This is a genomic window from Pseudomonas sp. F-14 TE3623, from assembly GCF_053629015.1.
The window spans coordinates 5838438-5865003 of sequence record NZ_JBRJHM010000001.1 but is presented as its reverse complement, the minus strand read 5'-3'; the positions used below and the strand labels follow the sequence as shown (position 1 = coordinate 5865003).

The following is a 26566-nucleotide window of genomic DNA, read 5'->3' as shown; positions in this document are numbered from 1 at the left end:
GGCCTTCTGATAGTGCTGCCGTGCCATACGCCCCTGTGACTAGACTGGGCACACGCGATCCCCCGCATTCTTCCCTCCGAGGACATAACAATGAGCATGACGTTTTCCGGCCAGGTCGCCGTTGTGACAGGCGCGGCCAATGGTATTGGCCGCGCGACCGCTTTGGCGTTTGCCGCTGAAGGTTTGAAAGTGGTGGTGGCCGATCTGGACGCGGCCGGTGGTGAAGGCACTGTGGCGCTGATTCGCACCGCGGGCGGTGAAGCGACCTTCGTGCGCTGCAACGTCACTCTGGAAGGCGATGTAAAAAATCTGATGGACGAGGTCGTGAATACCTACGGCCGTCTCGACTATGCCTTCAACAACGCTGGTATCGAAATAGAGAAAGGCAAACTGGCCGACGGCACGATCGATGAGTTCGACGCGATCATGGGCGTCAACGTCAAAGGCGTCTGGTTGTGCATGAAGTATCAGTTGCCGTTGCTGCTGGCCCAGGGCGGCGGCGCGATCATCAACACCGCTTCGGTCGCCGGCCTGGGCGCTGCGCCGAAGATGAGCATCTACGCTGCCTCGAAACACGCGGTGATCGGCCTGACCAAATCGGCGGCCATCGAATACGCCAAGAAAAAGATTCGCGTGAATGCCGTGTGTCCTGCGGTGATCGACACCGACATGTTCCGTCGAGCCTATGAAGCGGACCCGAAAAAGGGCGAGTTCGCCAACGCCATGCACCCGGTCGGGCGTATTGGCAAAGTCGAAGAAATTGCCAGCGCGGTGCTCTACCTGTGCAGCGATGGCGCGGCATTCACCACCGGTCATTCGCTGGCGGTGGATGGTGGGGTTACGGCGTTTTAAAGTTTTAGGCTGCGATGGTGCGGAGCGTGTGAGAGCGGGCTTGTGTGGCGAGGGAGCTTGCCCCCGTTGGGTCGCGAAGCGGCCCCCGGCGCCCGTCCAGACAGACCGAGTTGTCTGGATTTACGACTGCTTCGCAGCCGAACGGGGGCAAGCCCCCTCGCCACACAAGCCCGCTCCCACATTTTTTATTGTTCGGCGTTGATTCCATGAAGACGCCGATCAATGTGTTTCAAATGGTTAGAACCGAGGGTTTTGGCGGCGTTGTCGCACATCCCCCGGAGCGCTCCTGTGATTAACTGCTTCCCGCAAAACGGACAGGAGTTTGCTTGCTCATGGAGTTGAGAATCGATCGACAGGCATTGGTGCCTGTCGTGCAGCAAATCGTCGACGCATTGGCCGACTGGCTCCGTCGCGGCGAGGTGTCGCCGGGGACGCGTTTGCCTTCTGTGCGGCAAATCGCGCGAATCAATCTGCTCAGTCAGTCCAGTGTCGTCGAGGCCTGTGAACGGCTTGTGGCTCAAGGTGTACTGACGACGCGCAACGGGGCGGGTTTCTTTGTCGCGGCCACGGCGCTGGCCGCTCAGGGGCAACGGGATCTTCCCTGGTCCGAAGGGGTTGAGCAGCAGAGCGGCCTCGTCGGTGAACTGAACCTGGGTTGCGGCGGATTACCCGAAAGCTGGCGCGAGACTGACGACCTGAGCTACGCCATACGCCAGGTCAGCCGCACCGACATGGCCGGGTTGTTCAACTACAGCACGCCACTGGGCCTGCCTGCTTTACGCCAGCAGATCCTCAAACGGTTGAAGCAGCTGAGTATCGAGGTGGATGAAAGTAGAATACTGACCACGGCGGGGGCCAGTCATGGGCTCGATCTGATTGTGCGTACTCTATTCAAACCGGGCGATTGCGTGGTGGTAGAGAGTCCCGGCTATTCGATGCTGTTCGATCTGCTCAGGCTGCACGGGGTTTGCATGATCGAGGTACCACGAACCCCTCGCGGGCCCGATACCGAAGCACTCGAGGCATTGTTGTTGAAGTACAAACCCCGTGGCTTGTTCATCAACAGCTTTTATCACAACCCTACCGGCAGCAGTTTGACCCCGGGGGTGGCTCAGCAGGTCCTGCAACTGGCCAAAAACCATGGCGTGCTGGTGATCGAAGATGACGTCTATGCGGATCTTCACAGCGGTCCCGGCACGCGCCTCGCGGCACTGGGCATCGATGACAACGTGATCTACGTCGGCAGCTACTCCAAAACCCTCAGCAGTTCGTTGCGGATTGGCTTTGTAGTGGGCAGTGCCGATGTAATTTCGCGACTGGCGCAGGTCAAAATGATCAGCAGCATGGGGGCTTCTCGGTTTAGCGAGTCGGTGCTGGCTTGCCTGTTGGCCGGTGGTGCCTATCGCAAATTGGTGCAGCGTCAGCGCCAGCGTTTAAGCACTGGCAGGGAAGCGGCCTTGCAGGTGCTCGAAGACGCGGAGTGGGAGGTTTTCGGCAAACCGGCGGGTGGCCTGTTCATCTGGGCGCGATCGCGCAAGTCTGACTACGTCCAGGTGCGAACTCAGGCGCGGCGCTTCGGTGTTCTGCTGTCTTGCCCGACGGCGTTCAGTCCGACCGGACAAGCTTATGACTGGCAGCGGATCAACGTTGCTTATGCCTGTGATCCTCGCGCCCGGGCATTTTTTCAGGCTACCGCTCGGGATCGACCTCAAACGTTCTGAAAGCGACGCGGGCGTAGCTTTTTGCCATTATTCCGACGCCCGAGACTTGTGTTGGCACAAGCCCGTTGCGAATCTGCATCAACAGACAATGGCAGGGGACTAAGCGCAATGATTTCGGCCGTGCAAGGACGTTTTGCCAACCTCGGTATGGCGAAAAAACTGGGTGTCGGGTTTGTACTGGTACTGCTGTTGACAGCCTTGGTGGCGGCCATCGGCGTATGGTCCTTGCAAACCATTAGTCAGCGCTTCGACGGGCTCAAGCAGATGTCGTCGCTCAACAGCGGTTTGCTCAAGGTGCGTTTGCTTGAGCAGGAATACGCCTTGCACGGTAATCCGAAAACCGCGGACGCCTTGCGCGCCGGGGTGGATGCGCTGATCGCTCTGGCGACCCAGCTCAAGGCCCAGTCAACGGCCAACGTGCCAGTCATGAACGACGTCGAGCAGTCGCTGGGAGCCTATCGCAAGGCGTTCGACGAGTTCGTCTCGCTGAGTCAGGCCAAGGACCTGGCGCTGGAAATGGCCAGTTGGTCGGTGTCCAGCGTGGCCAATAACCTCGATGTGCTGCAGGCCGGGCTCACCGATGATGGTGCCTATACCTTGAAGGAATCCGAGGGCAAGGACGGCGCGCAATTCATCGAGCAGGCCAATCAGGTCAGCCAGGTTTCGCGGCTGATGTTGCAGGCCATGAACGAAGCGCGCGTACGCCTGGACCAGAGCCGCAAGGGCGACGACAGCGGCGGGCAGGGCAAGATTGAGCAAGCCGATCAGGCACTGACCCAGGCCGAGCAACTGAAAACCACGATCAAGGATGAGGGTTACCAGACTGTCCTCAATGAAGTGGCCGGTCATATTGCCGGTTTCAGTGAAAAACTCGCCGAGTACACCGGGTTATTGGCACAGGAAAAAACCGTCTATGAGCAACTCCACCAGCGCGCCGCTCAAGTGGTGGAGCGGGTGGATCAGGCCTACGTTGCCGAAGACCAGTCGATGCAGGCAGAGCTGAAAAAGAACTCGCTGTTGATCATCGGCTCCTCGGCACTGGCCTTGCTGGTGGGGCTAATTGCTGCTTGGGTGATCACTCGGTTGATCGTCGCGCCGCTGCGCAGTGTGATTCGTGTGGCTCAGCAGATCGCCGCGGGCGATTTGAGTGCAACGATTGAAGTGACCCGTCGTGACGAGATCGGCCAGTTGATGCAAGCCATGCAGCAAATGGGCGCAGGGCTCAGCAATATCGTCAGTGGTTTGCAGGCCGGTATCGAACAGCTGGCAAGCTCTGCTCAATCGCTGTCGGCGGTGACCGAGCAGACCAACCTTGAAGTCAGCAGCCAGAAGGAAGAAACCGAGCAGGTCGCCACCGCAATGAACCAGATGACAGCCACGGTGCACGACGTGGCACGTAACGCGGAGGAGGCTGCCCAGGCGGCGCAGACTGCGGATGGCAAGGTCGAAAGCGGTCAGCAGGTGGTGCGTCAGAGCATGGCGCGGATCGAACAATTGGCGGACTCAGCCACCTCGGCCAGCTCCAGTATCGAAAGCCTCAGTGCGGAAATCCAGAACATTGGCACGGTGCTCAGTGTGATCAAAAGCGTTGCCGAGCAGACTAACCTGTTGGCGCTCAATGCGGCCATCGAGGCGGCGCGGGCCGGCGAGCAGGGCAGGGGCTTTGCGGTGGTGGCCGATGAAGTTCGGGCGCTGGCCAAGCGAACCCAGCAATCGACTGAAGAAATCGAACGGCTGGTCAGTGCCTTGCGCTCGGCGGCGCATTCGTCGGTACAGCAGATTCAGAACAGTGGCGAGTTGGTGAAGCTGGCGGTGAGCGATGCGTTGCAGACCGAGAGCGCCTTGGGGAGCATTGCGGCAGCGGTGTCGTTGATTCAGCAGATGAACCAGCAGATTGCGGCGGCTGCGGAGGAGCAGAGTTCAGTGGCCGAGGAGATCAATCGCAGCGTCACCAGTATCCGCGCCAGTGCGGATCAGTCGTCGTTGGCGATGCGGGGCAATGCGGCGTCGAGTATTGAGTTGGCGCAGCTGGGAGTTGAGCTGAAGGGGATGGTGGGGCACTTCAGGCTGTAAGCGCTGCCCTTCCATCAATCCCAACGCAAAAAAAAGCCACCTGACCCGGTGGCTTTTCAGCATTTACATGATCAGTCGTAGAGCGCTTTTTTCTTCCAGTCGGCATCAGCCTCGACGTCTTTGAGGCCTTCGGTCAATTGGTTCACCTCGCCTTCAACCGGGGCGATGGTGTCCATGACTTGGGCGTTGGCGCGGGCCAGGAGTTTCTCCAGGTATTCCAGCTGTTCAGCGTAAACCTGCGGTTCCTGTTGTTTGCGCAGGTATTGCACGCCGCGTTCAAAGGCCAGGCGAGCCTGGCCGGGCTGGTTCTGTTGCAGGGAATGCTGGCCCAGGTTGTTGAAGAATTCGATGTGCAGCAGCACCAGGATGTGACGGACCTCGCGGATCCAGCGCTTGGCTTCGTTGGTTGGCAGGAAACCGTCCTGTGCGGCCCGGGTGATCTGGCCATGCAGGGCTTCGAGCAAGAAACGCACGTCTTTGGCTTTGGCTTCGGTCTGGATCGGTGCCGGTGGGTTGTTGACCGGGATCGATTCGCCTTGCGCGACCAAGGCACTCAGCTCGGTAATCCGTGCCTTCAACGTGGCGTTGGTTTTTTCCAGGTTCAGCAGGCGCTGGCAGACGTTCAGCTCCAGACGGGTCAACAGCAACTTGAGCGTCGGTGTCATCAACTGACCGGGGAAGGTCTCGGTGATTTCACCGCAACGACGCAGACGGTCGTTGAGTTCAACCTTGGTGCGGGCCTTTTCCAGCTTATTGTTTTCCACCACATGGTTCATGTAGCCAATGGCGATCAATAGTGCGATCCCGGCTACGACTAGCAGGGTGATCATGAGTGGTGTCACCGGTAAGACCTCTTATAGGGTTCGCGTGCGAGTCGAGTGTAGTAGCTTGGCATTTGGGCGCCTAGAGCCGCTCGACGAGTTGAATCGGCAGTGGCTCTGCTTATATCGGCCGTAACGCTGCAGATATAAGTAAATAGCGTGTGAGGTGCACATTGCCATCATCTCGACGCGGACTATAGCGCCTTGGTGGATGCCAGAATATAGGCGCCAAAGGTCAGTCGACGGAAAAGCCTGAATCGCTGCTGAAAGCAGGGCGAAGTCATTGATTTAAATAAATTTATATCTGGGGGTTGACGACCCCTCAATCCATCCATAGAATGCGCGCCACTTACAGCGTAAAGCACACAGCGAAACGCGGTAGGGAGTGAATGTTGTACGTGTGTCCCCTTCGTCTAGTGGCCTAGGACACCGCCCTTTCACGGCGGTAACAGGGGTTCGAGTCCCCTAGGGGACGCCAATGCGGGAATAGCTCAGTTGGTAGAGCACGACCTTGCCAAGGTCGGGGTCGCGAGTTCGAGTCTCGTTTCCCGCTCCAGTTTTAAACGGCTTTGCTTTCGGGCAGGGCTGAGTGAAACCAGAACCAAATCTTCGGATGCGGATCTGGGCACCGAAACACACACCATGTGTTCCGGGCAGCGTGTCCCCTTCGTCTAGTGGCCTAGGACACCGCCCTTTCACGGCGGTAACAGGGGTTCGAGTCCCCTAGGGGACGCCATTTGCGGGAATAGCTCAGTTGGTAGAGCACGACCTTGCCAAGGTCGGGGTCGCGAGTTCGAGTCTCGTTTCCCGCTCCAAATTCAAAGAAAACGCCGCTCATTGAGCGGCGTTTTTTTGTGCGCGTGAAAAAAGCTGCCTCAACTTCCGAGGCTCTGCACCAGGCTTTCGAGCACTTCAGCGGTTGTATCCTCCAGCGCGGGTTGCGCGGCTACCGCTCTGAGTTGGCATGTCAAACGGTATTCGCTGGGCGTGCAGTTGACGAACTGCTTGAAGGCGCGAGCGAAGTAGGACGGATCCTTGAAGCCAGCCTCATAGCCGATGCTGGTAATAGGCATCTGGCTATTGTCGAGCAGTTGCTTGGCGAAGTTCATGCGTTTGTCCAGGATGTAATCGGTGAAGCCAACGCCATTGGCTTCCTTGAACAGGCGGCTGAAGCGAAAGGTCGTCATGCCGCAGCGCTTCGCCAAATCCCTCTGATCGATGCTGTCCCGAAAGTGCTGATCGATGTACAGCATAACGCTGCTCAGTGCCTGGTGTTTTTGGTGCCCTGAGGTCAGCCGGATGCTGTCCGGCAGGGTCGGGGAGTGATCGATCAGCGATGTCTGGCCCAGACCGTTGGCATTTCGGCGCAACTCGCACAGCTGCACCACTGCTGTCAGATAGCGCTTTCTCTCAGTGCCTGAGAGCGGGAGCACCATGTATTCCCAGACGCTGGAACGCATGGCCCAGACAGCCAGTTCTTCCGAGTGCTGCACGGTGAACATGGTGATCGGGATGGTGGGGGTGGTGCGTTTGATCTCCAGCAACAGCCTCAAGCCTGGTGTGTCGGGGCGATCAAAATGGATGCAGATCATGTCTGCCTGTTCCCCGTGGGGCAACACGGAGTTTTTCGCCAATTTGCAGTCGCAGGTACCCTCGAACTGCGCGATGAGTTCCTTTGTGGAATGATCGTGGGTCTGATCGAACCACAGTAGCGATGGCCTTTTGGTCAAATTGGACGTCATGTCTCTACTCTGCGGTTCTTCGTGCCGTTCTCGGTGAGTAGTATTGCTAACGTGCTATCACTTTGCAGACTAAATGCTGATAAGAAAGGCGAAAGTTAGTTCTATTTGCTCTATGTGTTGTCCGAAGTCGGTCTAGGGCAACTGTTTGTTGACGTGGTTTGGTACACACGGCGTCAACCGCTCGTCGCTTGTGAATCAATGGCAACCACCTTTGCCTGCCACCCCTCGTTTTGCCCCCTCTTAATACCTCTTCAAAGGCCAATGGCCCGTATTTGGCCCACCCGCAAAAAAGTCCTAGTGATGTGCAAAATCCTCCTAACGCACATGCCTTGCCCCTGACTAGTGTTGCATCCAGGCAGAGCAGAACGCACTGCCTCCGAAAAAACAACATTCGAGTGAGGTGGGCAAAATGATCATGCAAACAATCAAGGCTTCAGTAGTGAAGTTCGCCAAAGACGAAGACGGCCTGACCATTGTGGAATACGCGGTGGCCGGCGGGTTAATTACGGTCGCTGTTGTTGCAACGTTCACGCTTCTTGGCGGAGCCGTAAACACCAGGATGATAGCTCTTTGCAACGCCGTTCTTCCTGGTACTTGCTAATAACAACTCTAATAGGGAGATGTGCGATGTCCATGGAACAGCTGGTTGCTACCGTTGTGCTGATAGGACTGCTGGGCGTGGCGGTGGTGAGCGACTTGCGTCGCCACCGCATTCCCAACCTGCTGATCCTGGTGGGTCTGGCCTTGGGATTGGCCGGCCAGACTTACTCAGGCGGAGTCAGTGGGATGGGGGACGGCCTGATGGGCCTCCTGATCGGTTTTGCGCTGTTCCTGCCCATGTATGCCTTGGGCGGCATGGCTGCCGGCGACGTCAAGCTGATGGCCATGGCTGGCAGTTTTCTACCTCCCCATTACGCCTTGTGGGCTGTGTTCTTCAGTCTGCTATGGGGAGGCTTGTGCGGTTTCCTGATCGTGCTGGTGCGCGGTCAATTGTTGCAGACCCTGGGGCGCTATCGGTTGATGCTTCGGGCGCGGGCCTATATGGCACCGAGCTCGGACGACGTGGCCAGCAAGCCCTTTCCTTATTCGGTTGCGATCTTGCTCGGGACGTTGAATAGCGTCTACTGGCTACTCGTTGCCGGTGGATTTGGAGGTTAGTCATGCACGTCATCGTCGATAGTGATGCCTACCCCAGCGAACGGGAAGCGGTGCAGCGACTGGCTCCTCAGCCCTGCACTATTCGCGAAACTGGTCTGACCGACAGCTTTCTCGGCGAGTTGGTGTGCAAGCATCTGCATGACGCCGGTGTGCTCGACATGACGCGGCTGGTGGAGCGCCTGGCACTGACCGGCGCCGTACTTGAAGAGGTCCTGGCGTTTCTGCGCAAGGACGGCCGTGTCGAAGTGCTTGGCCAGATGGGGCAATCCGGTGGGCAGATGCTGCGTTATGGCCTGACCGAACGTGGTCGCAGTGCCGCTCGCGACGCCTTATCGCGCAGTGGCTACATCGGCGCGGCACCTCTCCCGGTGAGTACTTACCGTTCCCTGATCAAAATCCAGACCATCCACCATGGTCGTATCAACTCCAACGATATGCACAACGCCCTGGCTGGCGTGGTGCTTACCGAAGGGATGCTCGATCAGTTGGGTGTGGCGCTGAACTCCGGGCGCGCAATCATGATTTATGGCCCTGCGGGTACCGGCAAGACTTATGTCAGCAGTCGGCTGATTCGTCTGTTCGCCGAGGCCATCTGGGTGCCTCACGCTATCGTCATCAACGAGTCGGTGATCGAGATCTATGACCCGCAGGTGCATCAGCGCCTGGATGACAACAGCCAACAAAACAATCTGATGCTCAACGAAGGGATCGACCGTCGACTGCTGTGCTGCAAACGCCCCATCGTTATTACGGGTGGTGAGTTGAGCATGGAGCAGTTGGACGTTCGCTTTGACCCCTCCACCCGTCAGTACCAGGCCGCCTTGCAACTCAAGGCCAGCAATGGCCTGTTCATCATCGATGACATGGGACGCCAGCGCATGGCCCCCGCCGAACTGTTGAACCGCTGGATCGTACCGATGGAAGAGAAGCGCGATTTCATCAATCTGGGCGGTGGTCGGCATTGCGAGCTGCCGTTCGATCTGATTCTGGTGTTTTCCACCAACCTCAATCCCCTGGAGCTGGCCGATGAGGCCTTCCTTCGCCGGATTGGCTACAAGCTGCAATTCGGTTACCTGAAGCCCGAGGAGTACGAAAAGATCTGGCGTCAGGAATGCGAGCGTCTGGGCATTCCTTTCGACCCGCTGCTGCTGCGTTACGTACTGCAAAGGCTTTATGCAAGCGAAGGCATGCCCCTGGTGCCTTGCCATCCCCGAGATCTCCTGAACATGGCGCTCGATCGTCAGCGTTATATGGGCGGTTCCGGACCATTGTCACCGCAAGAGTTGGAATGGGCATGGCACAACTATTTCGTCCAGCTCGACTTTCTTTGATACGGAGATACTGACATGAGCTCTCGTACTCTTTCCCTGATAGGCGTTTCCCTGGTCATGGGCCTTGGTGCTGCATGGATGGCCGACTCCTGGCTGAGCTCACGGCTCAATGCCAGCCCTGATGACCACCTCCGAAACGTGGTGGTCGCCACGGTGGAAATCCCCTTCGGGCAGATGGTCGAGGCTCAGCAGGTCACGACCCTGCGCATGCCCATGGACACGATCCCGGCCGATGCCTTCGACTCCACCGACAAAGCAGTGGGCAAGATCGCAACGTTCGACATCCTGAAGGGCGACATCATGCGCGGCGCGCGTCTGAGTGAGCATTTGGGGGGCAGTACCCTGGCTTCTCTGATTGCGACAGACAAACGTGCCATCTCGGTACGGGTAGACGATGTGGTCGGTGTGGGCGGGTTCCTGTTACCCGGTAACCGGGTCGATGTGCTGGCGACTAAAAAAACTGATGGCGCCGGCAATAACGCCGTGTCCAAGACCATCCTCGAGAACTTGCGAGTACTGGCAGTGGACCAGACAGCAGGTACCGATAAGACCCAACCGGTAGTGGTACGTGCAGTGACGCTAGAAATGACGACTGCAGAGGCTGAAACCCTGGTAACGGCGCAAACGGAAGGAAAATTGCAACTGACCCTACGCAATCCGCTGAATGACCAGAAGAAAATCGCGACCGTTGCGCCTGCGGCACCGGTCATGGCGATGGCCGCTGCCCCGGCGCCAAAACGCGTGGTGCGTCGCGGCAATGGCGAGGGTGGTGGGGCTATCACCATTATCCGTGGGACCCAAGCCAGTGTAGTCAAACGTTGACACGGCGGTAAGGGTGCCTGGGCACCAAGGTATTGGCGGAGCCGATCCGGATCAGTTTCGGTAAATGAGGGCTTGATGATGAATCTTCGAATTCAGCAGCCGTTCACTGCGACGCCAAGGCGCCAGGAAGGTTCGGTGAGCGTATTGATGGTGATCGCATTGGCGGCGATCTTAATGATGGCGGGTCTGACGCTCGACATGGGCCACATGTTGTTGAACAAAACGCGCCTGCAGAATGCGGTAGACGCCGCCGCCCTGAGTGGCGCCAAAACCCTCAGTCAGGTGATGGGGGGGATCAACTCTGCCAGCACAACGCAGGCTGCGGCGCTCAATACTCTGGCGCAGAATGCCAATGCAGCGGGCAATAACGAACTGGCCACGGCAGTCGCCGGCAGCCCAGGCACCTTTGCGGTGGTGGAACTGTCCAGCAGTGTCTATGGCCCGTTCTCCTTTCCCGGGCCGGCGGATGCCAAATACGTTCGGGTATCGGTACCGAACTATAGTCTGACGGGTTTTTTCTGGAGCTTCGTCCAGACATTCGGCACCAGCGGCTTGGGGAACAAAAGAGTGGCGGCGATCGCCACCGCTGGACCCAGCCCTACCAGCCCGTGTGACCTTGCCCCGTTGATGATCTGTGGCGACGCGACCCAATACGACCCTGACGCCGGTATGTTCTGGGGCTTCCAGTTTGGTGATTTGCAGGTATTGAAGTCGGCTGCCGGCAATTCGTCAGCCATTGGCCCAGGCAACTTCCAGTTGCTCGATTTCGGCTCGGGCGGCAGTACGGTCAGGCAGGATCTGGCTGGAGGTGGCTCGGTCTGCCGCAATGTGGGAGACAACGTCCAGACCTCTCCCGGCAACATGGTCGGCCCTACCTCCCAAGGCCTGAATACGCGCTTTGGCATCTACAACGGTCCGGTCAGCGCTTCGAACTATCCGCCAGACCTGGTGACTGCGTCTAGCAACCCTCGAATTACTTACGACGATTCAGTTACCCCGGCACAAGCGCAATACAAGGGGCAGCCTGTCGCATCGAACGATGGCGATCTTACGGCGGGTGGCGAGGCGATAATGGATTACAACGACTGGCGTACCAGCGTGGCCGCGTGCGTGGCAGGGACCGGCAGTGGCTGTGAGAGCAATGGGGTGTTCGAGCGCCGGATGTTGAAAATCGTGGTGGGTGAATGCACCGGGAAACAGGGCGGTTCAACCTCGATCCCCGTCCTGGGTTTTGGCTGCTATTTCGTGGTGCAGCCCATGAGCGGGGGCGGCACTGAAGCGCAGATCTTCGGACAGTTTGTGAAGGAGTGCGAAGGCGACAACGTGCCCAGTCCTACACCGGTGAACGATTCCGGCCCGAATATCATTCAGCTCTACAAAACATATCTCAACGGCAGCGGCACTCCGAGCACCGACTCGTAGGAGGGAACGTCATGAGACTTCACACGTTTAAACAGTCGCAGCGCCAGCAAGGCCTGGCCCTGGTGGAATTCACCCTCGTGCTGCCGTTATTGCTCCTGCTGTTGCTGGCTTTCGGCGAGTTCGGCCGCATGCTCTACCAGTACAACGTGTTATTGCAGGCCAGCCGTGATGCCGACCGTTTCGTTGCCAGCCAGGCCTGGAACTCGACGCTTGGCGCTGTCGCTCTGAGCGATGCGCTGAAGGCCCAGACGAGAAATGTCGCGGTCTATGGCGTGCCTGCAAATACCGGGACGGCGGTGGTGTCAGGGTTGACGACCAGCATGGTGGAGGTCGCCGCGGTGGGCATCGACCATGTGCGGGTCACCATCACTTATACGTTCTGCCCGGTGATTGGCAGTGGCAACTGCACTGGAGCGATTCCGGGTTTCTTCGGTAATCCGATTGCGCTGAGCATTCCGCTAGTCGCCACCACCGTCATGAGGGCACTGTGATGAATCGCAAACGCATGCGCGGCACCTATGTCGTGGAGTTCGCCATCATTGGCGCGCTGATATTTACCCTGTTGTTCGGTACGTTGGAATTCGGTCGCCTGTACTACACGATCAATACGCTGGATGAAGTCGTGCGCCGTGGTGTGCGTCTGGCATCGGTGTGCAATATCAGCGACCCGGTGGTGTTGCGGCGGGCGATCTTCAACGCAGCGACCGACGCCGGCGCGAGCCAGATCATTACCGATCTGGCCACCACCCACTTGACGTTGACCTATCTGGATGCCAACGGTGCTCAGGTGGGAAATCCCGCCGATACGAGTGGAGCTAACGGCTTTCGTGCCATCCGCTATGTCCAGCTGAGCCTGCAAAACTTCGTTTTCAATCTGTTCATTCCCGGGTTCGGCGTGCCCATTACCTTGCCCACATTCAGGGCAACGTTGCCACGCGAAAGCCTCGGGCGTCATTCCGATTCCGGGGAGATCACACCATGCTGAATACCAAGGAAACGCCAGTCGCCAGCTCGACTGGCAAAACCGGGCTCCGGTTGCTGATCAGCAGCCGTGATGCCACCTCTTTGCGCGATCTGCAGAGCGTTTGCCAACGCATGCCCAGCCTGGAGGTGAGCACTCGCCTGGTGAGTAATGGGCATGTCGACCCGCTCTACGGTCTGGACCGGATGCCCGATCTGTTGCTGTTGCGCGTCAGCCACCTGTGGCGCGAGGAGCTGGCGGCGCTGTTGCTGCATCCGGCCCATGAGCGTCCGCCGATGTTGGTCTGCGGCCTGCTAAGCGATCAGGAAGGCATGCGTATGGCGATGCAGGCCGGTGCCCGTGACGTGCTGCCGGAGCCCATCGCCGAGGCAGAACTGGTCGCCGCCTTGAATCGGCTGGTCATGGAGGTTCGGACCGGCAGTGGGGCGGAAGGGAAATTGATCGCCGTGATGAGCGCCAAGGGTGGCTCCGGCGGAACACTGGTGGCCTGTAACCTGGCTCAGCAGCTCAGCGCCAGGGGCGGCAGTACCCTGTTGCTCGATATGGATTTGCAATTTGGAAGCGTCACGCATTATCTGGATGTGGCGCAGACGCACAGCCATCTGGAGGTATTGCACCAGATCGATGGCATGGACAGCGTCGCATTACGCGGTTTTTGCAGTCACTTCAGCCCGACCTTGCATGTGCTGGGTGGTCGGGCCGGTGAGCTGTGTCTGCCACAGGATGCCCAACCCGAGCAACTCGACGCCCTGTTGAAGTTGGCCCGCGCCAGCTACGACTGGGTGGTGATCGACCTGCCGCGGCAAATCGACCACCTCACCGGCTCCGTGCTGGAACAGGTGGATCGGGTGTACGTGGTGGTGCAGCAAAGTGTTAGCCATCTGCGGGATGCCAGCTCCCTGGTGCGGATCCTTCGCGATGACCTGGGCGTGCGCGGCGATCAATTGCAGATCGTGGTCAACCGCTTTGACAAGGCGGCACCGATCAGCCTCAAAGACATCGGTGAGGCATTGCGCTGCACCAATCTGTCGAAATTACCCAACGACTTCAACCTGGTCAGCCAGAGTCAGAACACTGGCGTGCCGTTGGGTCTGCATGCGCCGAGGGCAGCGATCACTGCCGCACTGCGCGACATGACCGAGGACCTGGTCGGTCAACAGGTAGCCGGGAACAAAGGCTTACTCAAACGCGCCTTCAACCGTTTTTTCGGGGGATGACCCATGATCAGCGACTTTCGTAACCGCTTGCGCAAACAGTCCGGTAAACCCGCCTCTTCGTCGGCGACTCAGTTGGGCGATGATCTGCCGGATCCGGCAGATGAAATGATGGCGTGGGAGCACATAGTCCCGGACGTTCTGTATGAAACCAGAAGCCAGGTCACCCCGGTTGAGGCCGAGTGGCGGGAAAAGATCTACCAGCAGTTGCTCAAGGTCATGGACCTGTCCTTGCTGGACTCCCTTGAACAGGCCGAGGCCACGCGGCAGATTCGCGATATTTGCCAGCGCCTGCTCGATGAACATTCGGCGCCAGTGAGTTCCGTCAGCCGCCAGTTGATCATCAAGCAAATCACTGACGAAGTGCTTGGCTTGGGTCCCCTGGAACCGTTGCTGGCCGATCACAGCGTGTCCGACATTCTGGTCAACGGCCATGCCTCGGTCTATGTCGAGCGCTTCGGCAAACTGCAACGGACCGATGTGCGCTTTCGCGATGATCAGCATTTGCTGAACATCATCGACCGCATCGTTTCCAGCCTGGGTCGTCGTATCGACGAGTCCTCGCCATTGGTGGACGCCCGACTCAAGGACGGTTCGCGGGTCAACGCAATTATCCCGCCGCTGGCCATCGATGGCCCGAGCATGTCGATTCGCCGCTTTGCGGTGGACCTGCTCAACACCGACAGCCTGATCTCGGTGGGGACGTTAACCCCGGCCATTGCCCTGCTGCTCAAGGCGATTGTCCGTGGACGCTTGAACGTGTTGATTTCTGGCGGTACCGGCAGCGGCAAGACCACCATGCTCAATGTGCTGTCCAGTTTCATTCCGCAAAATGAGCGGATCGTCACCATCGAAGACTCGGCTGAACTGCAACTGCAGCAACCCCACGTGGTGCGCCTGGAAACCCGGCCTTCCAACATCGAAGGGCGCGGCGAGGTGAGCCAGCGGGAATTGGTGCGCAACAGTCTGCGGATGCGTCCGGACCGCATTGTCATCGGTGAAGTGCGCGGCGCCGAAGCGCTGGACATGCTGACGGCCATGAACACTGGCCACGACGGCTCCTTGACCACCATCCACGCCAACACCGCACGCGATGCGTTGGGGCGTATCGAGAACATGGTGTCGATGACCGGCGCCACCTTCCCGATCAAGGCCATGCGGCAGCAGATCGCGTCGGCCATTGATGTGGTGATCCAGCTGGAACGTCAGGAGGACGGCAAGCGCCGCCTGGTCAGCGTGCAGGAGATCAACGGCATGGAGGGCGAGATCATCACTATGACCGAAATCTTCTCCTTTGCGCGCCAAGGCATGGGCGAAAACGGTGAAGTGCTCGGCGACTATCGCCCCAGCGGCATGATCCCGGCCTTCCGCGATGTACTGGCCAAGCGCGGCATCGAGTTGCCGCTGACGATGTTCAGGCCTGAATGGATGGAGGCACGGCAGTCATGAACAATATTCCTGGTGAATTTATTCTGATGTTCCTCGGCATGGTGTTTGTTGCCGTGTTCCTCCTGTCCCAAGGCGTGGTGGTGCCGGTGTTCGGCGAGGCCGGCAAGATGCGCAAGCGCATCCGCGGCCGCTTGAATGTGATGGAGAAGGCCAACAATCTGCCCAACATGCAAACGGTTTTGCGGCAGAAATACCTGACGCGCTTGTCGCCACTGGAGGCCATGCTCGAACAGTTGCCCTTTATGGCGAATCTGACACAGGTGATCGAGCAAGGCGGACACGAATATCGGGCCTATCGGGTGCTATTGCTCGGACTGTTCCTGGGCGCCTGCGCGGGTATCTCGGTCTGGATGATCTCGGCAGTCTGGTGGATGGCGCTGTTGGCGGGCTTCGGGGTGTTCTGGTTACCCGTGCTGAAAATTTCTCGTGACCGTGGCAAACGTTTCGCTGAGTTTGAGGAAGGCCTGCCGGATGCGCTGGATGCCATGTGCCGTGCCCTGCGCGCCGGGCACCCGTTCAACGAAACCTTGCGCCTGGTCGCCGAAGAGCACAAGGGGGCAGTCGCCCATGAGTTCGGTCTGACCTTCGCCGACATCAACTATGGCAATGATGTGCGCCGCGCCATGCTCGGCCTGCTCGAGCGTATGCCGAGCATGACGGTGATGATGCTGGTGACCTCGATCCTCATCCATCGCGAGACCGGCGGCAATCTTACAGAAGTGCTGGAGCGTCTGAGTCGCCTGATTCGTGGGCGTTACCGCTTTCAGCGCAAGATCAAAACCCTGTCGGCCGAAGGACGGATGTCCGCTTGGATACTGGTGGCCATTCCCTTCGTGCTGGCGATCGCGATCATAGTTACAAGCCCCACCTACATGCCTGTGCTGCTCAATGATCCCATAGGCCATAAGCTGATCATCGGGGCTTTCTGCGCCATGTTGATCGGGATTTTCTGGATAAAAAAAATCATCCGGATTCAGGTTTAAAGCGGTATTTGCTACCGGGAGGTATAGGTCATGGACTTTTTACTCGGGTTGTTCAGTCGGGTCACGGGGAACGAGGAGATGGGGCGTCTGTTGTTTCTCGGCGCCATTGGTATCAGTACGGTGCTTGCGGTGGTCGCCGTGATCTTGCTGATGCTGGGTCTTCAAGACCCGGTGCAGCGTCGCCTGGCGCTGATCAAGCGTGGTCATTTAGGCAATACGACCGGGCAGGATGCTCCAGGTAATCTGCAACTGTTGCTGGAACGGGTCGGCCAGCGCTTTGCTTCCGCCGAATCGGCTCAGGCATCCGCCACCCAGACCCTGTTGACGCATGCGGGTTACCGTTCTGCTTCGGCGGTGCAAATGTACTGGGCGGTGCGTTTGATGTTACCGCTGTTGCTGGTTGGCGTTGCATTGCTGCTATTGCCTTTGATCCCCAAGGTTTCGCTGAGCATCGGTCTGCTGTTTGTGGTCTTGATGGCTGGTATTGGATGGCTGCTGCCGGCCCTGTATGTCGGCAAGCGCAAGCAGGCACGGCAAGGTAGGCTGCGCGCCGCGTTTCCGGATGCGCTGGACCTGATGGTGGTGTGCGTGGAGTCAGGCTTGGCCCTGCCCACGACCATCGAGCGGGTGGCTGAAGAAATGTCGGTCAGTCAGGTTGAACTGGCTGAAGAACTGGCCCTGGTCAATGCGCAAATCCGCGCGGGCATTTCCAGTACCGAGGCGCTCAAGCAGCTGGCCGTACGCACTGGGCTGGATGATGTACAAGGGTTGGTCAGCCTGTTGGCGCAGAGTATTCGCTTCGGTACCAGCGTGGCCGATACCCTGCGCATCTATGCCCATGAGTTCCGTGACCGGCGTATGCAGGCTGCCGAAGAGGCAGGGGCGAAAATCGGTACCAAACTGATTTTCCCGCTGATTTTCTGCCTGTGGCCGAGCTTCTTTCTGATAGCCATTGGCCCAGCCATGATCGGAGTAATGAAAGCATTCGGGTGAGGTAAACAGGTAGGGCTATCGAGCGCGATAGCCCTACCACCCGAGCCTGATCTGCACTTTCCTTCCATAGGTTTACAAATCTCTGTAGGAGCTGCCGAGCCTGCGATCTTTTTTATTTTTATGCCAGGCAATTCGTTGCCCAGGCCTCTGAAATCAAAAGATCGCAGCCTTCGGCAGCTCCTACAGAGATTTGCTTACATCTGTTAATCACGCTCTGGCGCTGATTGTCGTGACAGGCGCCTCTTTAAGGAACATCGACGCGGTCAAGCGTAGGAGCCGGCGAAGCCTGCGATCTTTTGATGTTGATGGCCGAGGGGAATCGCTGAAGAGCAAAAGATCGCAGCCTGCGGCCGTTCCTACAGGGTAATCCGGCCTGGCTTGGATAATGTGTAGATACCAATGCTTTCTTGCAGACGACGTCTAGCCCGGCTTTTCAGCCAGGCCACTCTGGGCTCCGCCAGAGGTTGATTACCCGTTGAGGTCTCAGTTACTGCCAGGAATCTCACCCGCCATATCCTGATCAAAAAACTCCGGAATCGGGTAGTTGAAGCTGTTCAGCCAACGCTGCATGGCCAGGTCACGTTCGGTGGCCGAAGCGGTTTGCAGTTTTGGCGAAGCAACGATGCCGCGAATCTGTAGCTGCATCCACTGCTCGGTGCCTTTTTGCTCCTTCGAAGAGGGACCCGGTTCAATAGCCCAGGCACTGGTGGACAGGCAAGCCATGCACACAATCAACAGCCTCTTGGTATTCATCTCGACTCCTCGTACGTTTTACTTGGTCGCACTGGATGAGGCAGCGGCTACCTCAGTTCTGCGATTCCCCTCGGATGCCACTGCTTTTTTAGCAGAAGCCTTGAGTTTTTCCGCGCGGCTCTGAGCCTCTGCGACTTGCTGAGGACTCAAGCTGGCGCGGGTCACGAGTTCGGAAGCTGCCTTCCAGTTATCCTGATAGATCAACAGCGTCACCATATTCAGTGCCGCCAGTGAATTGGACTGTTTGAGCTCCATGGCAGTCATGAACTCAAAGCGTGCTTCAGGGATCCGTCGCTGATTGAGGTAGACCACCCCCAGGTCATTGCGCATCCTGTCGTCGGTGGGGGCCATCTTCACCGCGCGCTCAAGGTGAGTGGTAGCGTTGGCGTAATCATTTTTGGCCGCGGCCAACTGGCCCAAGCCATGTTCCCCGTCAGCGGCCATACAGGTGCCGAGCAAGCTTTGATACAACGGCCCCGCCTCGTTACGCCCCATCAAGCGCAGCACCCGAGCCTTGCGCAGGCGAACCTGAACCAGGTTGTCGGGCAAACCTTCAAGATTCGCCAGGCTGGCATACAAACGGCCCTCATTGACCATGTTATCGGCCAAGCTCAGGGCCAGCTCTTGATCCGAAGCGGGCTTGGCACACTCAGCCGGTCGCGACGACAAGCCATTGCTGGCACAACCTGTGAGCATGATTGTCGCCGCTATTGCAATGACTGCTTTCATCGAGTGTCCTCTGGCTACAACACGTTGAACGCCTGGCCAATGGCAATAAAGCTGGCTTGGCAAGCGTTCAAGATCACCGTTACGAGTGAGGTCGAGGCAAGTCTGATTCAGGCTCATTGCGAGAGCCCGGAGCGACTGTCGAAATCGCCATTTTCGAGGAAGAACATGCGGTAGAAGTTCGGGTCGTAATTGCGCAGCTGTTCGCCAGGCAACGACGGTAGTTGTGCGTTGGCAGCCAGTGGCTGGACCAGGTGTGGGGTGACGATCATCAGCAGTTCGCGCTCTTCACGGTTGATGGTGTTATCGCGAAAGAACGCCCCCAGAATCGGGATATCGCCCAGCCCCGGAAATTTGTTCACCTGGGAATTGTTACGGGTGCTGATCAGGCCGCTGATGACGAAGCTTTCGCCGTCGGCCAGGGAGATGCTGGTGTCGGTACGTCGAATGGTCAGCGCCGGAACGATGGTGCCGGCGATGCTTACGGCGTTGGTGAAGTCCAGTTCACTGACTTCCGGCGCCACCTTCAGCGCGATACGGTTTTTCCCGATGATGGTCGGCGTCAGGGTCAGGCGAATACCGAATTCCTTGTACTCGATGGACACGTTATCGCTGCCGGAACTGGGCACTGGAATCGGTACTTCACCACCGGCCAGGAAGCTCGCACTCTGCCCGCTGAGCGCGACCAGGCTTGGTCGTGCCAGGGTGTAGGCGAAACCGCTGCCTTCCAGCGCGTTGATCGACACTAGAGTATCGCTGGACGCAAAAGCGAAGTTGAACATGCCGTTGTTCACCGGCACCGACGGCGTGACAATGCCGCCGACGGTGGGCAAGGTTCTCGGTGAGCCGAACAGGAAGTTGCCTTGGCGGCCAAAAATCGAGGCATTGGCTTCCTTGAGTTTGGTCCGGCTGACTTCAACGAAGCGGATGTCAGTTTGCACCTGGATCGGCAACAGCGGGTCTTCGGAAGGCACTGTCGACACGCTGGTCAGCGCTGCCGTGGCCTTGCCCTTGACGAACACCATGCTTTGGCGCGGCGTTGTCGAACAGGCGGTCCAGACCATCAGGCTGGTGGTCCCCGGCGCCATACCGGTGAGCAAGAAGGCGTTGGGGTTGTTGCCGCTGGGTTGCACGTCGGCGATTTTCGGATCGCCGACTGCCAGCTGTGTCACCGGGACGGGGACGCGCAGTTCATTCTGGAGCCCCTGACCGACCTCAAACGTTGTCGGCATATTATCCAGTTGTGAACAATTGGCCGGCGCGGCCTGAGCCGCATTCACGCTGAGGCCCGTCCAGAACAGGCCATGGATAATTCGCTTGAAAGCGGGCACGGTACGATAGCTCATTAAGTGCATCCTCGCTGAATAGGCCATCTTTGAGGCTAACTAGGTTGCCTCGGATCACTACAAGGGGCCTTGGTCGGCCCTCTACCCCGCCAGACCCCTGACTAATGGCCCCGGCAATATTCCGTGGTGCTACATGCAAGCAACTGCAATACGCTGTTCTGACGGAACAACGAGCGACCTTCGCTATAACGGTTTTTAGTGATCCAGATACCTGAGCTGTCGAGCCGAGCGATAGGCTCAGACTCGAAAGCAACTGCAGCTAAAGACGGCACTTTGCGCCGACCTGACTCCCCTAAAAAGCAACCGGCAATCAAAGCAAAGAGCCGGAAAATGCTTGCCAGGATCATAGTGAGGTAACTCCTTTTGCCATTCCGCTATCTGATCGCTGAACCTAACGTGGCATTTCGAACCGTTATGTCTTCTTCTTGTTTGAAAGGTAGTTCAACCAAGGCAAAGCGCCATGCTTTGAACGAAAACTTTCGATACATATGCCGGTTTTTTTCTGACAGCCACGGTCAGGCCACGCAATCATTGGTATTGCGCCGGATGCTGATGGAATAAGGGGTGCTTTACGGTCCCGCGAGTTTTTCTTTGGGGTTTGCGCTGCATATTTCACAAAAACGCCACTCATTGAGTGGCGTTCTCAGGCGTGCCGGTTTGTACATTCTCGAATGCAGACCAATAGTAACAACGGCATCTGGCGGGATATGACAAGGAAGCTGAATACGACTGATTGTGTAGCTCTACACCTGCGAAGTGCAGGTCGGAGTATTGGCCGCAAGGTACTGGATCACCTCTTCAAGCGTGTCGATGTCAGGAACATTGTTCACTAACGCTTGCGAACTGCACCATGGGTAGTCCAGTTGCGATACCCACTCCATGATGCAGTGCAGATCAGTCGCCGGCAGGGTTTTCATGTGTTCAATGGTGATAGTGAGCCTCTCGACAAGTCTCGACTCGGGGCTGAACTGCCACTCATACAGACCGCAACCGACTCGGGCTTCACCGGAGCTCTTGTCGGACATGCCGACCAGCCATTTGCACTGGAATGTTTTGGCCTGCGGTTCAGGTGGGAGTCCCAGGCAAAAGGTATAGACGTTTTCGAAGGTCTGGCCGAATCGCCTGACCAGCACATCGCCAATAGGTCCAATGCCTTCAACGTGGGGTGGAAACGAGATAGACCCGGTGTGCACGACCATGTCCAGGATCGCGTCTGGCGCAAAGGCCTGGGGTAACAAATGTGGGCGGTTACCGTCCTTGGCGTTTATGTACTGTCGAATCGATTGTTGAGCAGTGTTCATTGTTTGTCCGTGGCATCCATATCAGGTTGAAAACAGTCCAATCCAAGGCTCACGTTACTATTTCACGCGAGCCCGCACTCATTTACAAAGCACTATTCAAAACATCCGTTACCAGCATGCAGCCGGGGGCGTGGGTGATGCACAGTGGCGGACGCGAAGTTTGCACCACCGATTGCGGGGTCACACCGCAGGCCCAGAATACCGGGATTTCATCGGCTTCGACTGGCACGGCATCGCCGTAGTCCGGGCTGCTGAGTGAATCGATGCCGATCAGCGCCGGATCACCGATGTGCACAGGTGCGCCGTGGACGTTGGGCATGCGTGCGGTGATCTGGATCGCCTGGATCGCCGCGGCGGCCTTCATCGGGCGCATGCTCACCACCAGCTTGCCGCTCAGGCGCGCGGTAGGGCGGGTGTCTATGTTCGTTCGGTACATGGCGACATTGCGCCCCAGATCGATGTGCCTGAGGGCGATGCCGGCATCCAGCAGCGGTTGTTCGAAGGAGAACGAGCAACCGATGGCGAAGGCCACCAGATCGTCCTGCCACAAATGCTCGATATCCGACGGCTCTTCTCTCAGTTCGCCATGGCGATAGACCCTGTATCGGGACACCTCGTGGCGGATATCGATGGCTGTGCCGAGATTGCGAAAATACGGATCACCCGGTTCGGTAACGTCGAGCACCGGGCAAGCCTGCCGATTGAGCGTGCAATAGCGGAGAAACTCGTTAGCCCAATCATTGGGCAGAATCACGATATTGGCTTGCACCCGACCTTGGGCCAAGCCGCTGGTGTGGCCCCGATATTGTCCGGCAGCGATGCATTGGCGCAGGGCCAGTGGAACGCTGTGCCTTAGTTGTTCGAAAGACAGAGTGGGTTGGCTCATCACGGCATCTCTTCAGGTTCGATGACCCTTTTTAGAAAACCATGACGATGGCGTCCAACCAGGAATGTTGTTACCCCCGGACAACAAAAAGTTATTCAAGAGTCCGTCGGCTGTTGAGACTGGGTGCCGGAACCATTCGAAGCGGGCCGACATCCGCAGCGTATTGGGAGACTACTTGGCGGCTCATGTCGACGATGCTTTCGATCAATTCCAGGCCGACGCCGGCGCGCCATGAAGCCACGACATCCAACTGCGGCAAGCGAGTGCCTGGTTCCAGCTGAATCAGCTCGCCGCTGGCCAAGGGCTTGGCCACCAGCGCGGCCGGCAAGGCGCCAATACCGAAGCCGTCACGAATCAGCCGGGTCATGGCCGACACCGAGTTGACGCAACTGACGCGTGGCGTGCTGATGCCGTGAGCGTGCAGCAGGTTGAGTACATCCTGATGCGGCCGGGAGTTTTTGACGAAGGTGATGATGCGCTCACTGGCCATTTCGGCCAATGAGGCATAGGGGCGGGCATAGATTGAGTTACTGGCGGCGATCCAGTGCATGGGGTAGTGCGCCAGTTCGAGGTTGCGCACACTTTCGTGGCGGATCAGATCCGTCTGGAACACGATGTCCAAATAGCCCTTTTGCAGCTGATCGCACAGATTGCGTGCGGCGTCGGCGGTGATCTCGATTTCCACGGCGGGGAAGGTCTGCATCAAGGTCGACATCAACGGGCTGAGCCAGGTGTGGATCACCGTATCCATCACACCGATGCGCACCAGGCCCTGTTGCGGGTTGGTGTTATCCAGCGAGTGTTTCAACGCTCGCTGAACCTCGAGCATCTGCTCGGCGTAGTCGAGCACCTTGAGACCTTCGAGCGTTAGCGACACACCGCGCGAATCGCGCACGAACAAACGCAGGCCCAACTCTTCTTCCAGCGAGGCAATCCGGCTGGAGATAGCCGCCTGAGTGCTGAACATTTTCTCGGCGGTAAGGCTGAAGCTTTGCAGGCGTGCGACCCAGACGAAGGTTTCGAGAAATTTGAGGTTCATGGCGGTTCTCGTGGTGGGGCGTTCACTGTTTTTCCACAGAGAACCGTGGTGGGGGTGCAGTAATTGTTACTCCAGAGTTCGTCGCCGGGGGTATCAAATTTTCTTATGCATAACCTCGTTTTTTTCCCGTTTGACGCCGTTTGGCCTTGGCGCGAAGAATCCGCTCCACGACGCAGCCACTGCGTCTGCCCCCCACGACAACGCCTTCACAAAAAAATAATGAGGCGTGTCCGTCATCTTCGCTTGCTGCCGCAGGAACTCCCATGGAAAAGACCATGACTGACCACGTGCTTTCAGGTTCGGGCCGCACCGGCCCGTTCAGTTGGTACGGCCCCCTGTCGAAAAATGAAAAGCGTACCTTCTGGAGTTGCAAGATCGGCTATGCCCTGGATGGCATGGACACACAGATGCTGAGTTTCGTCATTCCGACCCTGATCGCAACCTGGGGCATCTCCAAGGGCGATGCCGGGATGATTGGCACTTGTACGCTGCTGGCCTCGGCGGCGGGTGGCTGGATCGCCGGAATACTGTCCGACCGCATCGGTCGGGTGCGCACCTTGCAACTGACGGTGCTGTGGTTCGCCTTCTTCACCTTCCTCTGCGGACTGGCACAGAACTACGAGCAATTGCTGGTGGCCCGGACTTTGATGGGCTTTGGTTTCGGCGGTGAATGGACTGCGGGTGCGGTGCTGATTGGCGAGGTGATTCGCTCTCAGGATCGCGGCAAGGCAGTGGGCATGGTGCAGGCCGGATGGGCGCTGGGGTGGGGACTTACGGCATTGCTCTATGCCGGATTATTCAGCTTTCTGCCGCCGGAAGAGGCCTGGCGGGCGCTATTCATGATCGGGTTGGTGCCAGCGCTATTCGTATTGGTGATCCGCCGACTGGTCAAGGAGTCGGACACCTTCGAACAGGCCTGCATTGAGCGCAAGGCCAAGCCTGAAAAGGATTCGCGTTGGGCCTTCTTTGAAATCTTCGCACCTCGGATGCTCAGTACCACCTTGCGCGCTTCGTTGCTGACCACTGGCGCGCTGGGCGGTTATTACGCGATCACCACGTGGTTGCCGACCTACCTGAAAACCGAGCGCGGCCTGAGCGTGCTCGGGACTGGCGGCTATCTGGCGATGGTGATCGTCGGCTCTTACATCGGCTATGTGACCAGCGCGTTGCTGACCGATGCCATCGGCCGAAAGAAGAACTTCATCCTGTTTGCCGTCGGCTCCATGGCGATCGTCCTGGCTTACACCCAACTGCCCATCGACAACACCTGGATGCTCTGGCTGGGCTTTCCGTTGGGTTTCTTCGCTTCGGGCATTTTTGCCGGCATGGGCGCTTTTCTGACCGAGTTGTTTCCGACCCGCATGCGCGGTTCGGGCCAGGGCTTTTGCTATAACGCCGGGCGCTCCATCGCCGCGCTGTTTCCGTTGTTCATCGGTGCGCTGAGCGAAACGTTGCCGATTGGTACGGGGATCGGAATCTTCGCTGCCGGTGCCTATGGCGTGGTGATTCTGGCCGCGTTAAGCCTGCCGGAAACCCGCGGTCGCCAACTCGAATCCTGAACCCCGACACGTCTGGGCAATTGTGCCCAGACGTCGCTGATCCATTGCTAATCGACAAACATCGGTCGCGATCGCAACGCCCCCGAGAGGGCTCGCTCGCGTCCGAAACAGGAGCACGGCATGCACTATTCGCTTTCCACCCAACGGTTGTACCTCCCGGTCGGCACATTGCTCGGTTTGAGCTTGTTTGGCGCACCAGCCGCTCAGGCGGATTTCATTGCCGACAGTAAAGGCAGCCTGGAAGCACGCAACTTTTACTTCAATCGCGATTTCCGTCAGGGCGGCTCGCGAGACAAAGCCGAGGAATGGGCACAGGGTTTTCTGTTGCGGATGGAGTCCGGGTATACCGCCGGCACGCTGGGTTTTGGTCTGGATGCGCTGGGCATGGCCGGTTTTAAACTGGACTCCGGCGGCGGCACAGCGGGCACTAATCTGTTGCCGCCGGATCTGTCGGGCGGCTCACAAGATCGCTATGGCGAGTTGGGCCTGACAGCTAAAGCACGCTGGTCCAAGAGCACCCTGAAGCTGGGGACGTTGCAGATCAAGGATCCGGTGGTGAACTCCAACGACACTCGCCTGTTGCCGTCAACTTTCAAGGGCGGCCTGGTCAACGTGCAGGAAATCGACCGTTTGAAGCTCACCGCCGGTCAACTCACGCAGATCAACTTTGTTGATTCCACTGACTACCAGGACATGACTGCCAATCGCATCGGCGGGCAAAGCGACAAGTTCCAGTTCGCCGGGGCTGACTATCAATTCCTGCCGAACCTGACAGCGCAGTACCGCTACGGCAAGCTGGAAAATATCTATCAGCAGAACTACCTCGGATTGGTCCACCTGTTGGATCTGGGGGCCGGTCAGTCGCTCAAGAGCGACGTGCGCTATGCGCGCAGCATTGAAGATGGCAACTTTCCTGACCTCGACAACCAGGCTCTCGGTGCGATGTTTACCTACAGTCTCGGCGGTCACGCGCTGGGCTTCGGCTACCAGCGCATGAGCGGCGATGATCCGTTTCCGTACATTGGACGCAGCGACCCGTACTTGGTCAACTTCGTGCAGATCAATGACTTTGCCAACGTTGACGAACACTCCTGGCAAACGCGCTATGACTATAATTTCGCCGCATTGGGTGTACCGGGGTTGAGCTTTATGACCCGCTACATCTCGGGGGATAACGTGCAGCGCAGTGCTGCGGGTGAAGGCAAGGAGTGGGAGCGCGACACCGATATCGCTTACGTGGTGCAGGACGGTACGTTGAAAGGCCTGGGCTTGAAATGGCGCAACGCGTCGGTGCGTTCGAACTTTGGCAATGATCTGGATGAGAATCGCTTGATCGTCAGCTATACCCTGGCGCTTTGGTAAATGTCTGGGCTATCAAGCAAGCAATGAATCG

Annotated in this window: 25 protein-coding genes, 4 tRNA genes and 1 pseudogene; 21 read left to right on the top strand and 9 right to left on the bottom strand. The window is 58.1% G+C overall.

Features of this window, described 5'->3' with window-relative positions; genetic code table 11:
• Positions 1 to 90: 90 nt before the first annotated feature.
• From AB7M29_RS27240 to AB7M29_RS27225, 4 genes and pseudogenes are all read left to right on the top strand, one after another.
• Entirely contained in the window at positions 91 to 852 is a 762-nt protein-coding gene (locus AB7M29_RS27240) for an SDR family oxidoreductase (RefSeq protein WP_454248425.1), read from the top strand.
• Between the two features lie 332 nt (positions 853 to 1184).
• Positions 1185 to 2573 (top strand): aminotransferase-like domain-containing protein, encoded by a 1389-nt coding sequence (locus AB7M29_RS27235; RefSeq protein ID WP_217854198.1) that lies wholly within the window; start codon positions 1185 to 1187, stop codon positions 2571 to 2573.
• 108 nt (positions 2574 to 2681) lie between these two features.
• Positions 2682 to 3785: pseudogene (locus AB7M29_RS27230) on the top strand (HAMP domain-containing protein); the annotation flags it as partial.
• Positions 3765 to 4646 carry a methyl-accepting chemotaxis protein gene (locus AB7M29_RS27225; RefSeq protein ID WP_437180777.1) on the top strand — a complete coding sequence of 294 codons (882 nt, stop codon included), beginning with the start codon at positions 3765 to 3767 and terminating at the stop codon, positions 4644 to 4646. The pseudogene AB7M29_RS27230 and the gene AB7M29_RS27225, both read left to right, overlap by 21 nt.
• A 71-nt stretch (positions 4647 to 4717) precedes the next feature.
• Here AB7M29_RS27225 and AB7M29_RS27220 read toward each other — a convergent pair whose 3' ends face one another.
• A complete protein-coding gene (locus AB7M29_RS27220; RefSeq protein ID WP_195840112.1) occupies positions 4718 to 5476 on the bottom strand; it encodes a hypothetical protein in 759 nt (252 codons plus the stop codon).
• A 393-nt stretch (positions 5477 to 5869) separates the two neighbouring features.
• Between AB7M29_RS27220 and AB7M29_RS27215 the strand changes: the two genes are divergently transcribed.
• The 4 genes from AB7M29_RS27215 to AB7M29_RS27200 all read left to right on the top strand — a co-directional run bounded on the left by AB7M29_RS27215 (position 5870) and on the right by AB7M29_RS27200 (position 6282).
• A tRNA-Glu gene (locus AB7M29_RS27215) sits at positions 5870 to 5945 on the top strand.
• A 2-nt stretch (positions 5946 to 5947) separates the two neighbouring features.
• Positions 5948 to 6023 (top strand) — tRNA-Gly (locus AB7M29_RS27210).
• Positions 6024 to 6127: 104 nt separating this feature from the next.
• A tRNA-Glu gene (locus AB7M29_RS27205) sits at positions 6128 to 6203 on the top strand.
• A gap of 3 nt (positions 6204 to 6206) precedes the next feature.
• Positions 6207 to 6282: transfer RNA gene (locus AB7M29_RS27200), tRNA-Gly, on the top strand.
• A 60-nt stretch (positions 6283 to 6342) separates the two neighbouring features.
• Here AB7M29_RS27200 and AB7M29_RS27195 read toward each other — a convergent pair.
• The gene (locus AB7M29_RS27195) at positions 6343 to 7209 is read right to left on the bottom strand and encodes a response regulator transcription factor (protein ID WP_454248424.1); all 867 of its coding nucleotides are present in this window, start codon (positions 7207 to 7209) and stop codon (positions 6343 to 6345) included.
• Between the two features lie 409 nt (positions 7210 to 7618).
• On the opposite strand from AB7M29_RS27195, the gene AB7M29_RS27190 reads away from it, so the two are divergent.
• The 11 genes from AB7M29_RS27190 (at position 7619) to AB7M29_RS27140 (ending at position 17563) form a co-directional block, all read left to right on the top strand.
• Positions 7619 to 7810: a Flp family type IVb pilin gene (locus AB7M29_RS27190; protein ID WP_030131923.1), complete on the top strand. Its 192-nt coding sequence runs from the start codon at positions 7619 to 7621 to the stop codon at positions 7808 to 7810.
• Positions 7811 to 7836: 26 nt separating this feature from the next.
• Positions 7837 to 8367 carry an A24 family peptidase gene (locus AB7M29_RS27185; RefSeq protein WP_454248423.1) on the top strand — a complete coding sequence of 177 codons (531 nt, stop codon included), beginning with the start codon at positions 7837 to 7839 and terminating at the stop codon, positions 8365 to 8367.
• Between the two features lie 2 nt (positions 8368 to 8369).
• Complete coding sequence (locus AB7M29_RS27180) at positions 8370 to 9698, top strand: AAA family ATPase (protein ID WP_454248422.1); 1329 nt, start codon at positions 8370 to 8372, stop codon at positions 9696 to 9698.
• A 15-nt stretch (positions 9699 to 9713) separates the two neighbouring features.
• Positions 9714 to 10520, top strand: a complete 807-nt coding sequence (gene cpaB / locus AB7M29_RS27175; RefSeq protein ID WP_454248421.1) for a Flp pilus assembly protein CpaB — start codon at positions 9714 to 9716, stop codon at positions 10518 to 10520.
• A gap of 75 nt (positions 10521 to 10595) precedes the next feature.
• Complete coding sequence (locus AB7M29_RS27170) at positions 10596 to 11942, top strand: TadE/TadG family type IV pilus assembly protein (protein WP_454248420.1); 1347 nt, start codon at positions 10596 to 10598, stop codon at positions 11940 to 11942.
• 11 nt (positions 11943 to 11953) lie between these two features.
• A complete protein-coding gene (locus tag AB7M29_RS27165; protein WP_454248419.1) occupies positions 11954 to 12433 on the top strand; it encodes a TadE/TadG family type IV pilus assembly protein in 480 nt (159 codons plus the stop codon).
• The gene (locus AB7M29_RS27160; protein ID WP_429428990.1) at positions 12433 to 12927 is read left to right on the top strand and encodes a TadE/TadG family type IV pilus assembly protein; all 495 of its coding nucleotides are present in this window, start codon (positions 12433 to 12435) and stop codon (positions 12925 to 12927) included. The genes AB7M29_RS27165 and AB7M29_RS27160 overlap by 1 nt, the downstream gene beginning before the upstream one ends.
• Positions 12921 to 14141, top strand: a complete 1221-nt coding sequence (locus tag AB7M29_RS27155; RefSeq protein WP_454248418.1) for an AAA family ATPase — start codon at positions 12921 to 12923, stop codon at positions 14139 to 14141. Before AB7M29_RS27160 ends, AB7M29_RS27155 begins: the two co-directional genes overlap by 7 nt.
• Positions 14142 to 14144: 3 nt before the next feature.
• Positions 14145 to 15587 carry a CpaF family protein gene (locus AB7M29_RS27150; RefSeq protein WP_258616516.1) on the top strand — a complete coding sequence of 481 codons (1443 nt, stop codon included), beginning with the start codon at positions 14145 to 14147 and terminating at the stop codon, positions 15585 to 15587.
• Positions 15584 to 16570, top strand: coding sequence for a type II secretion system F family protein (locus AB7M29_RS27145; protein ID WP_454248417.1), 987 nt, complete (start codon positions 15584 to 15586; stop codon positions 16568 to 16570). The genes AB7M29_RS27150 and AB7M29_RS27145 overlap by 4 nt, the downstream gene beginning before the upstream one ends.
• A 30-nt stretch (positions 16571 to 16600) precedes the next feature.
• Positions 16601 to 17563 (top strand): type II secretion system F family protein, encoded by a 963-nt coding sequence (locus tag AB7M29_RS27140; RefSeq protein WP_454248416.1) that lies wholly within the window; start codon positions 16601 to 16603, stop codon positions 17561 to 17563.
• Between the two features lie 483 nt (positions 17564 to 18046).
• Here the strand turns inward: AB7M29_RS27140 and AB7M29_RS27135 are convergent, their stop codons facing one another.
• The 7 genes from AB7M29_RS27135 to AB7M29_RS27105 form a co-directional block, all read right to left on the bottom strand.
• Positions 18047 to 18316: a DUF3613 domain-containing protein gene (locus AB7M29_RS27135; protein ID WP_429428978.1), complete on the bottom strand. Its 270-nt coding sequence runs from the start codon at positions 18314 to 18316 to the stop codon at positions 18047 to 18049.
• An 18-nt stretch (positions 18317 to 18334) separates the two neighbouring features.
• Positions 18335 to 19045 carry a tetratricopeptide repeat protein gene (locus AB7M29_RS27130; protein WP_052964879.1) on the bottom strand — a complete coding sequence of 237 codons (711 nt, stop codon included), beginning with the start codon at positions 19043 to 19045 and terminating at the stop codon, positions 18335 to 18337.
• A gap of 113 nt (positions 19046 to 19158) precedes the next feature.
• Positions 19159 to 20388, bottom strand: coding sequence for a type II and III secretion system protein family protein (locus tag AB7M29_RS27125; protein ID WP_454248415.1), 1230 nt, complete (start codon positions 20386 to 20388; stop codon positions 19159 to 19161).
• Positions 20389 to 20489: 101 nt separating this feature from the next.
• Complete coding sequence (locus AB7M29_RS27120; RefSeq protein ID WP_217854186.1) at positions 20490 to 20735, bottom strand: hypothetical protein; 246 nt, start codon at positions 20733 to 20735, stop codon at positions 20490 to 20492.
• A 396-nt stretch (positions 20736 to 21131) separates the two neighbouring features.
• Positions 21132 to 21689 carry a hypothetical protein gene (locus tag AB7M29_RS27115; protein ID WP_217854185.1) on the bottom strand — a complete coding sequence of 186 codons (558 nt, stop codon included), beginning with the start codon at positions 21687 to 21689 and terminating at the stop codon, positions 21132 to 21134.
• A gap of 82 nt (positions 21690 to 21771) precedes the next feature.
• Positions 21772 to 22575, bottom strand: a complete 804-nt coding sequence (locus AB7M29_RS27110) for a putative hydro-lyase (protein ID WP_454248414.1) — start codon at positions 22573 to 22575, stop codon at positions 21772 to 21774.
• 91 nt (positions 22576 to 22666) lie between these two features.
• The gene (locus tag AB7M29_RS27105) at positions 22667 to 23614 is read right to left on the bottom strand and encodes a LysR family transcriptional regulator (protein ID WP_454248413.1); all 948 of its coding nucleotides are present in this window, start codon (positions 23612 to 23614) and stop codon (positions 22667 to 22669) included.
• 275 nt (positions 23615 to 23889) lie between these two features.
• On the opposite strand from AB7M29_RS27105, the gene AB7M29_RS27100 reads away from it, so the two are divergent.
• Both AB7M29_RS27100 and AB7M29_RS27095 read left to right on the top strand, forming a co-directional pair.
• Positions 23890 to 25173, top strand: coding sequence for an MFS transporter (locus tag AB7M29_RS27100; RefSeq protein WP_367372574.1), 1284 nt, complete (start codon positions 23890 to 23892; stop codon positions 25171 to 25173).
• 120 nt (positions 25174 to 25293) lie between these two features.
• Positions 25294 to 26535 carry an OprD family porin gene (locus tag AB7M29_RS27095; protein WP_454248412.1) on the top strand — a complete coding sequence of 414 codons (1242 nt, stop codon included), beginning with the start codon at positions 25294 to 25296 and terminating at the stop codon, positions 26533 to 26535.
• Positions 26536 to 26566 lie beyond the last annotated feature (31 nt).

Coding starts and splice junctions, on each gene's coding strand:
- AB7M29_RS27240 (WP_454248425.1), top strand. CDS start 91: ATGAGCATGACGTTTTCCGGCCAGGTCGCCGTTGTGACAGGCGCGGCC.
- AB7M29_RS27235 (WP_217854198.1), top strand. CDS start 1,185: ATGGAGTTGAGAATCGATCGACAGGCATTGGTGCCTGTCGTGCAGCAA.
- AB7M29_RS27225 (WP_437180777.1), top strand. CDS start 3,765: ATGCAAGCCATGCAGCAAATGGGCGCAGGGCTCAGCAATATCGTCAGT.
- AB7M29_RS27220 (WP_195840112.1), bottom strand. CDS start 5,476: ATGATCACCCTGCTAGTCGTAGCCGGGATCGCACTATTGATCGCCATT.
- AB7M29_RS27195 (WP_454248424.1), bottom strand. CDS start 7,209: ATGACGTCCAATTTGACCAAAAGGCCATCGCTACTGTGGTTCGATCAG.
- AB7M29_RS27190 (WP_030131923.1), top strand. CDS start 7,619: ATGATCATGCAAACAATCAAGGCTTCAGTAGTGAAGTTCGCCAAAGAC.
- AB7M29_RS27185 (WP_454248423.1), top strand. CDS start 7,837: ATGTCCATGGAACAGCTGGTTGCTACCGTTGTGCTGATAGGACTGCTG.
- AB7M29_RS27180 (WP_454248422.1), top strand. CDS start 8,370: ATGCACGTCATCGTCGATAGTGATGCCTACCCCAGCGAACGGGAAGCG.
- cpaB (WP_454248421.1), top strand. CDS start 9,714: ATGAGCTCTCGTACTCTTTCCCTGATAGGCGTTTCCCTGGTCATGGGC.
- AB7M29_RS27170 (WP_454248420.1), top strand. CDS start 10,596: ATGATGAATCTTCGAATTCAGCAGCCGTTCACTGCGACGCCAAGGCGC.
- AB7M29_RS27165 (WP_454248419.1), top strand. CDS start 11,954: ATGAGACTTCACACGTTTAAACAGTCGCAGCGCCAGCAAGGCCTGGCC.
- AB7M29_RS27160 (WP_429428990.1), top strand. CDS start 12,433: ATGAATCGCAAACGCATGCGCGGCACCTATGTCGTGGAGTTCGCCATC.
- AB7M29_RS27155 (WP_454248418.1), top strand. CDS start 12,921: ATGCTGAATACCAAGGAAACGCCAGTCGCCAGCTCGACTGGCAAAACC.
- AB7M29_RS27150 (WP_258616516.1), top strand. CDS start 14,145: ATGATCAGCGACTTTCGTAACCGCTTGCGCAAACAGTCCGGTAAACCC.
- AB7M29_RS27145 (WP_454248417.1), top strand. CDS start 15,584: ATGAACAATATTCCTGGTGAATTTATTCTGATGTTCCTCGGCATGGTG.
- AB7M29_RS27140 (WP_454248416.1), top strand. CDS start 16,601: ATGGACTTTTTACTCGGGTTGTTCAGTCGGGTCACGGGGAACGAGGAG.
- AB7M29_RS27135 (WP_429428978.1), bottom strand. CDS start 18,316: ATGAATACCAAGAGGCTGTTGATTGTGTGCATGGCTTGCCTGTCCACC.
- AB7M29_RS27130 (WP_052964879.1), bottom strand. CDS start 19,045: ATGAAAGCAGTCATTGCAATAGCGGCGACAATCATGCTCACAGGTTGT.
- AB7M29_RS27125 (WP_454248415.1), bottom strand. CDS start 20,388: ATGAGCTATCGTACCGTGCCCGCTTTCAAGCGAATTATCCATGGCCTG.
- AB7M29_RS27120 (WP_217854186.1), bottom strand. CDS start 20,735: ATGATCCTGGCAAGCATTTTCCGGCTCTTTGCTTTGATTGCCGGTTGC.
- AB7M29_RS27115 (WP_217854185.1), bottom strand. CDS start 21,689: ATGAACACTGCTCAACAATCGATTCGACAGTACATAAACGCCAAGGAC.
- AB7M29_RS27110 (WP_454248414.1), bottom strand. CDS start 22,575: ATGAGCCAACCCACTCTGTCTTTCGAACAACTAAGGCACAGCGTTCCA.
- AB7M29_RS27105 (WP_454248413.1), bottom strand. CDS start 23,614: ATGAACCTCAAATTTCTCGAAACCTTCGTCTGGGTCGCACGCCTGCAA.
- AB7M29_RS27100 (WP_367372574.1), top strand. CDS start 23,890: ATGACTGACCACGTGCTTTCAGGTTCGGGCCGCACCGGCCCGTTCAGT.
- AB7M29_RS27095 (WP_454248412.1), top strand. CDS start 25,294: ATGCACTATTCGCTTTCCACCCAACGGTTGTACCTCCCGGTCGGCACA.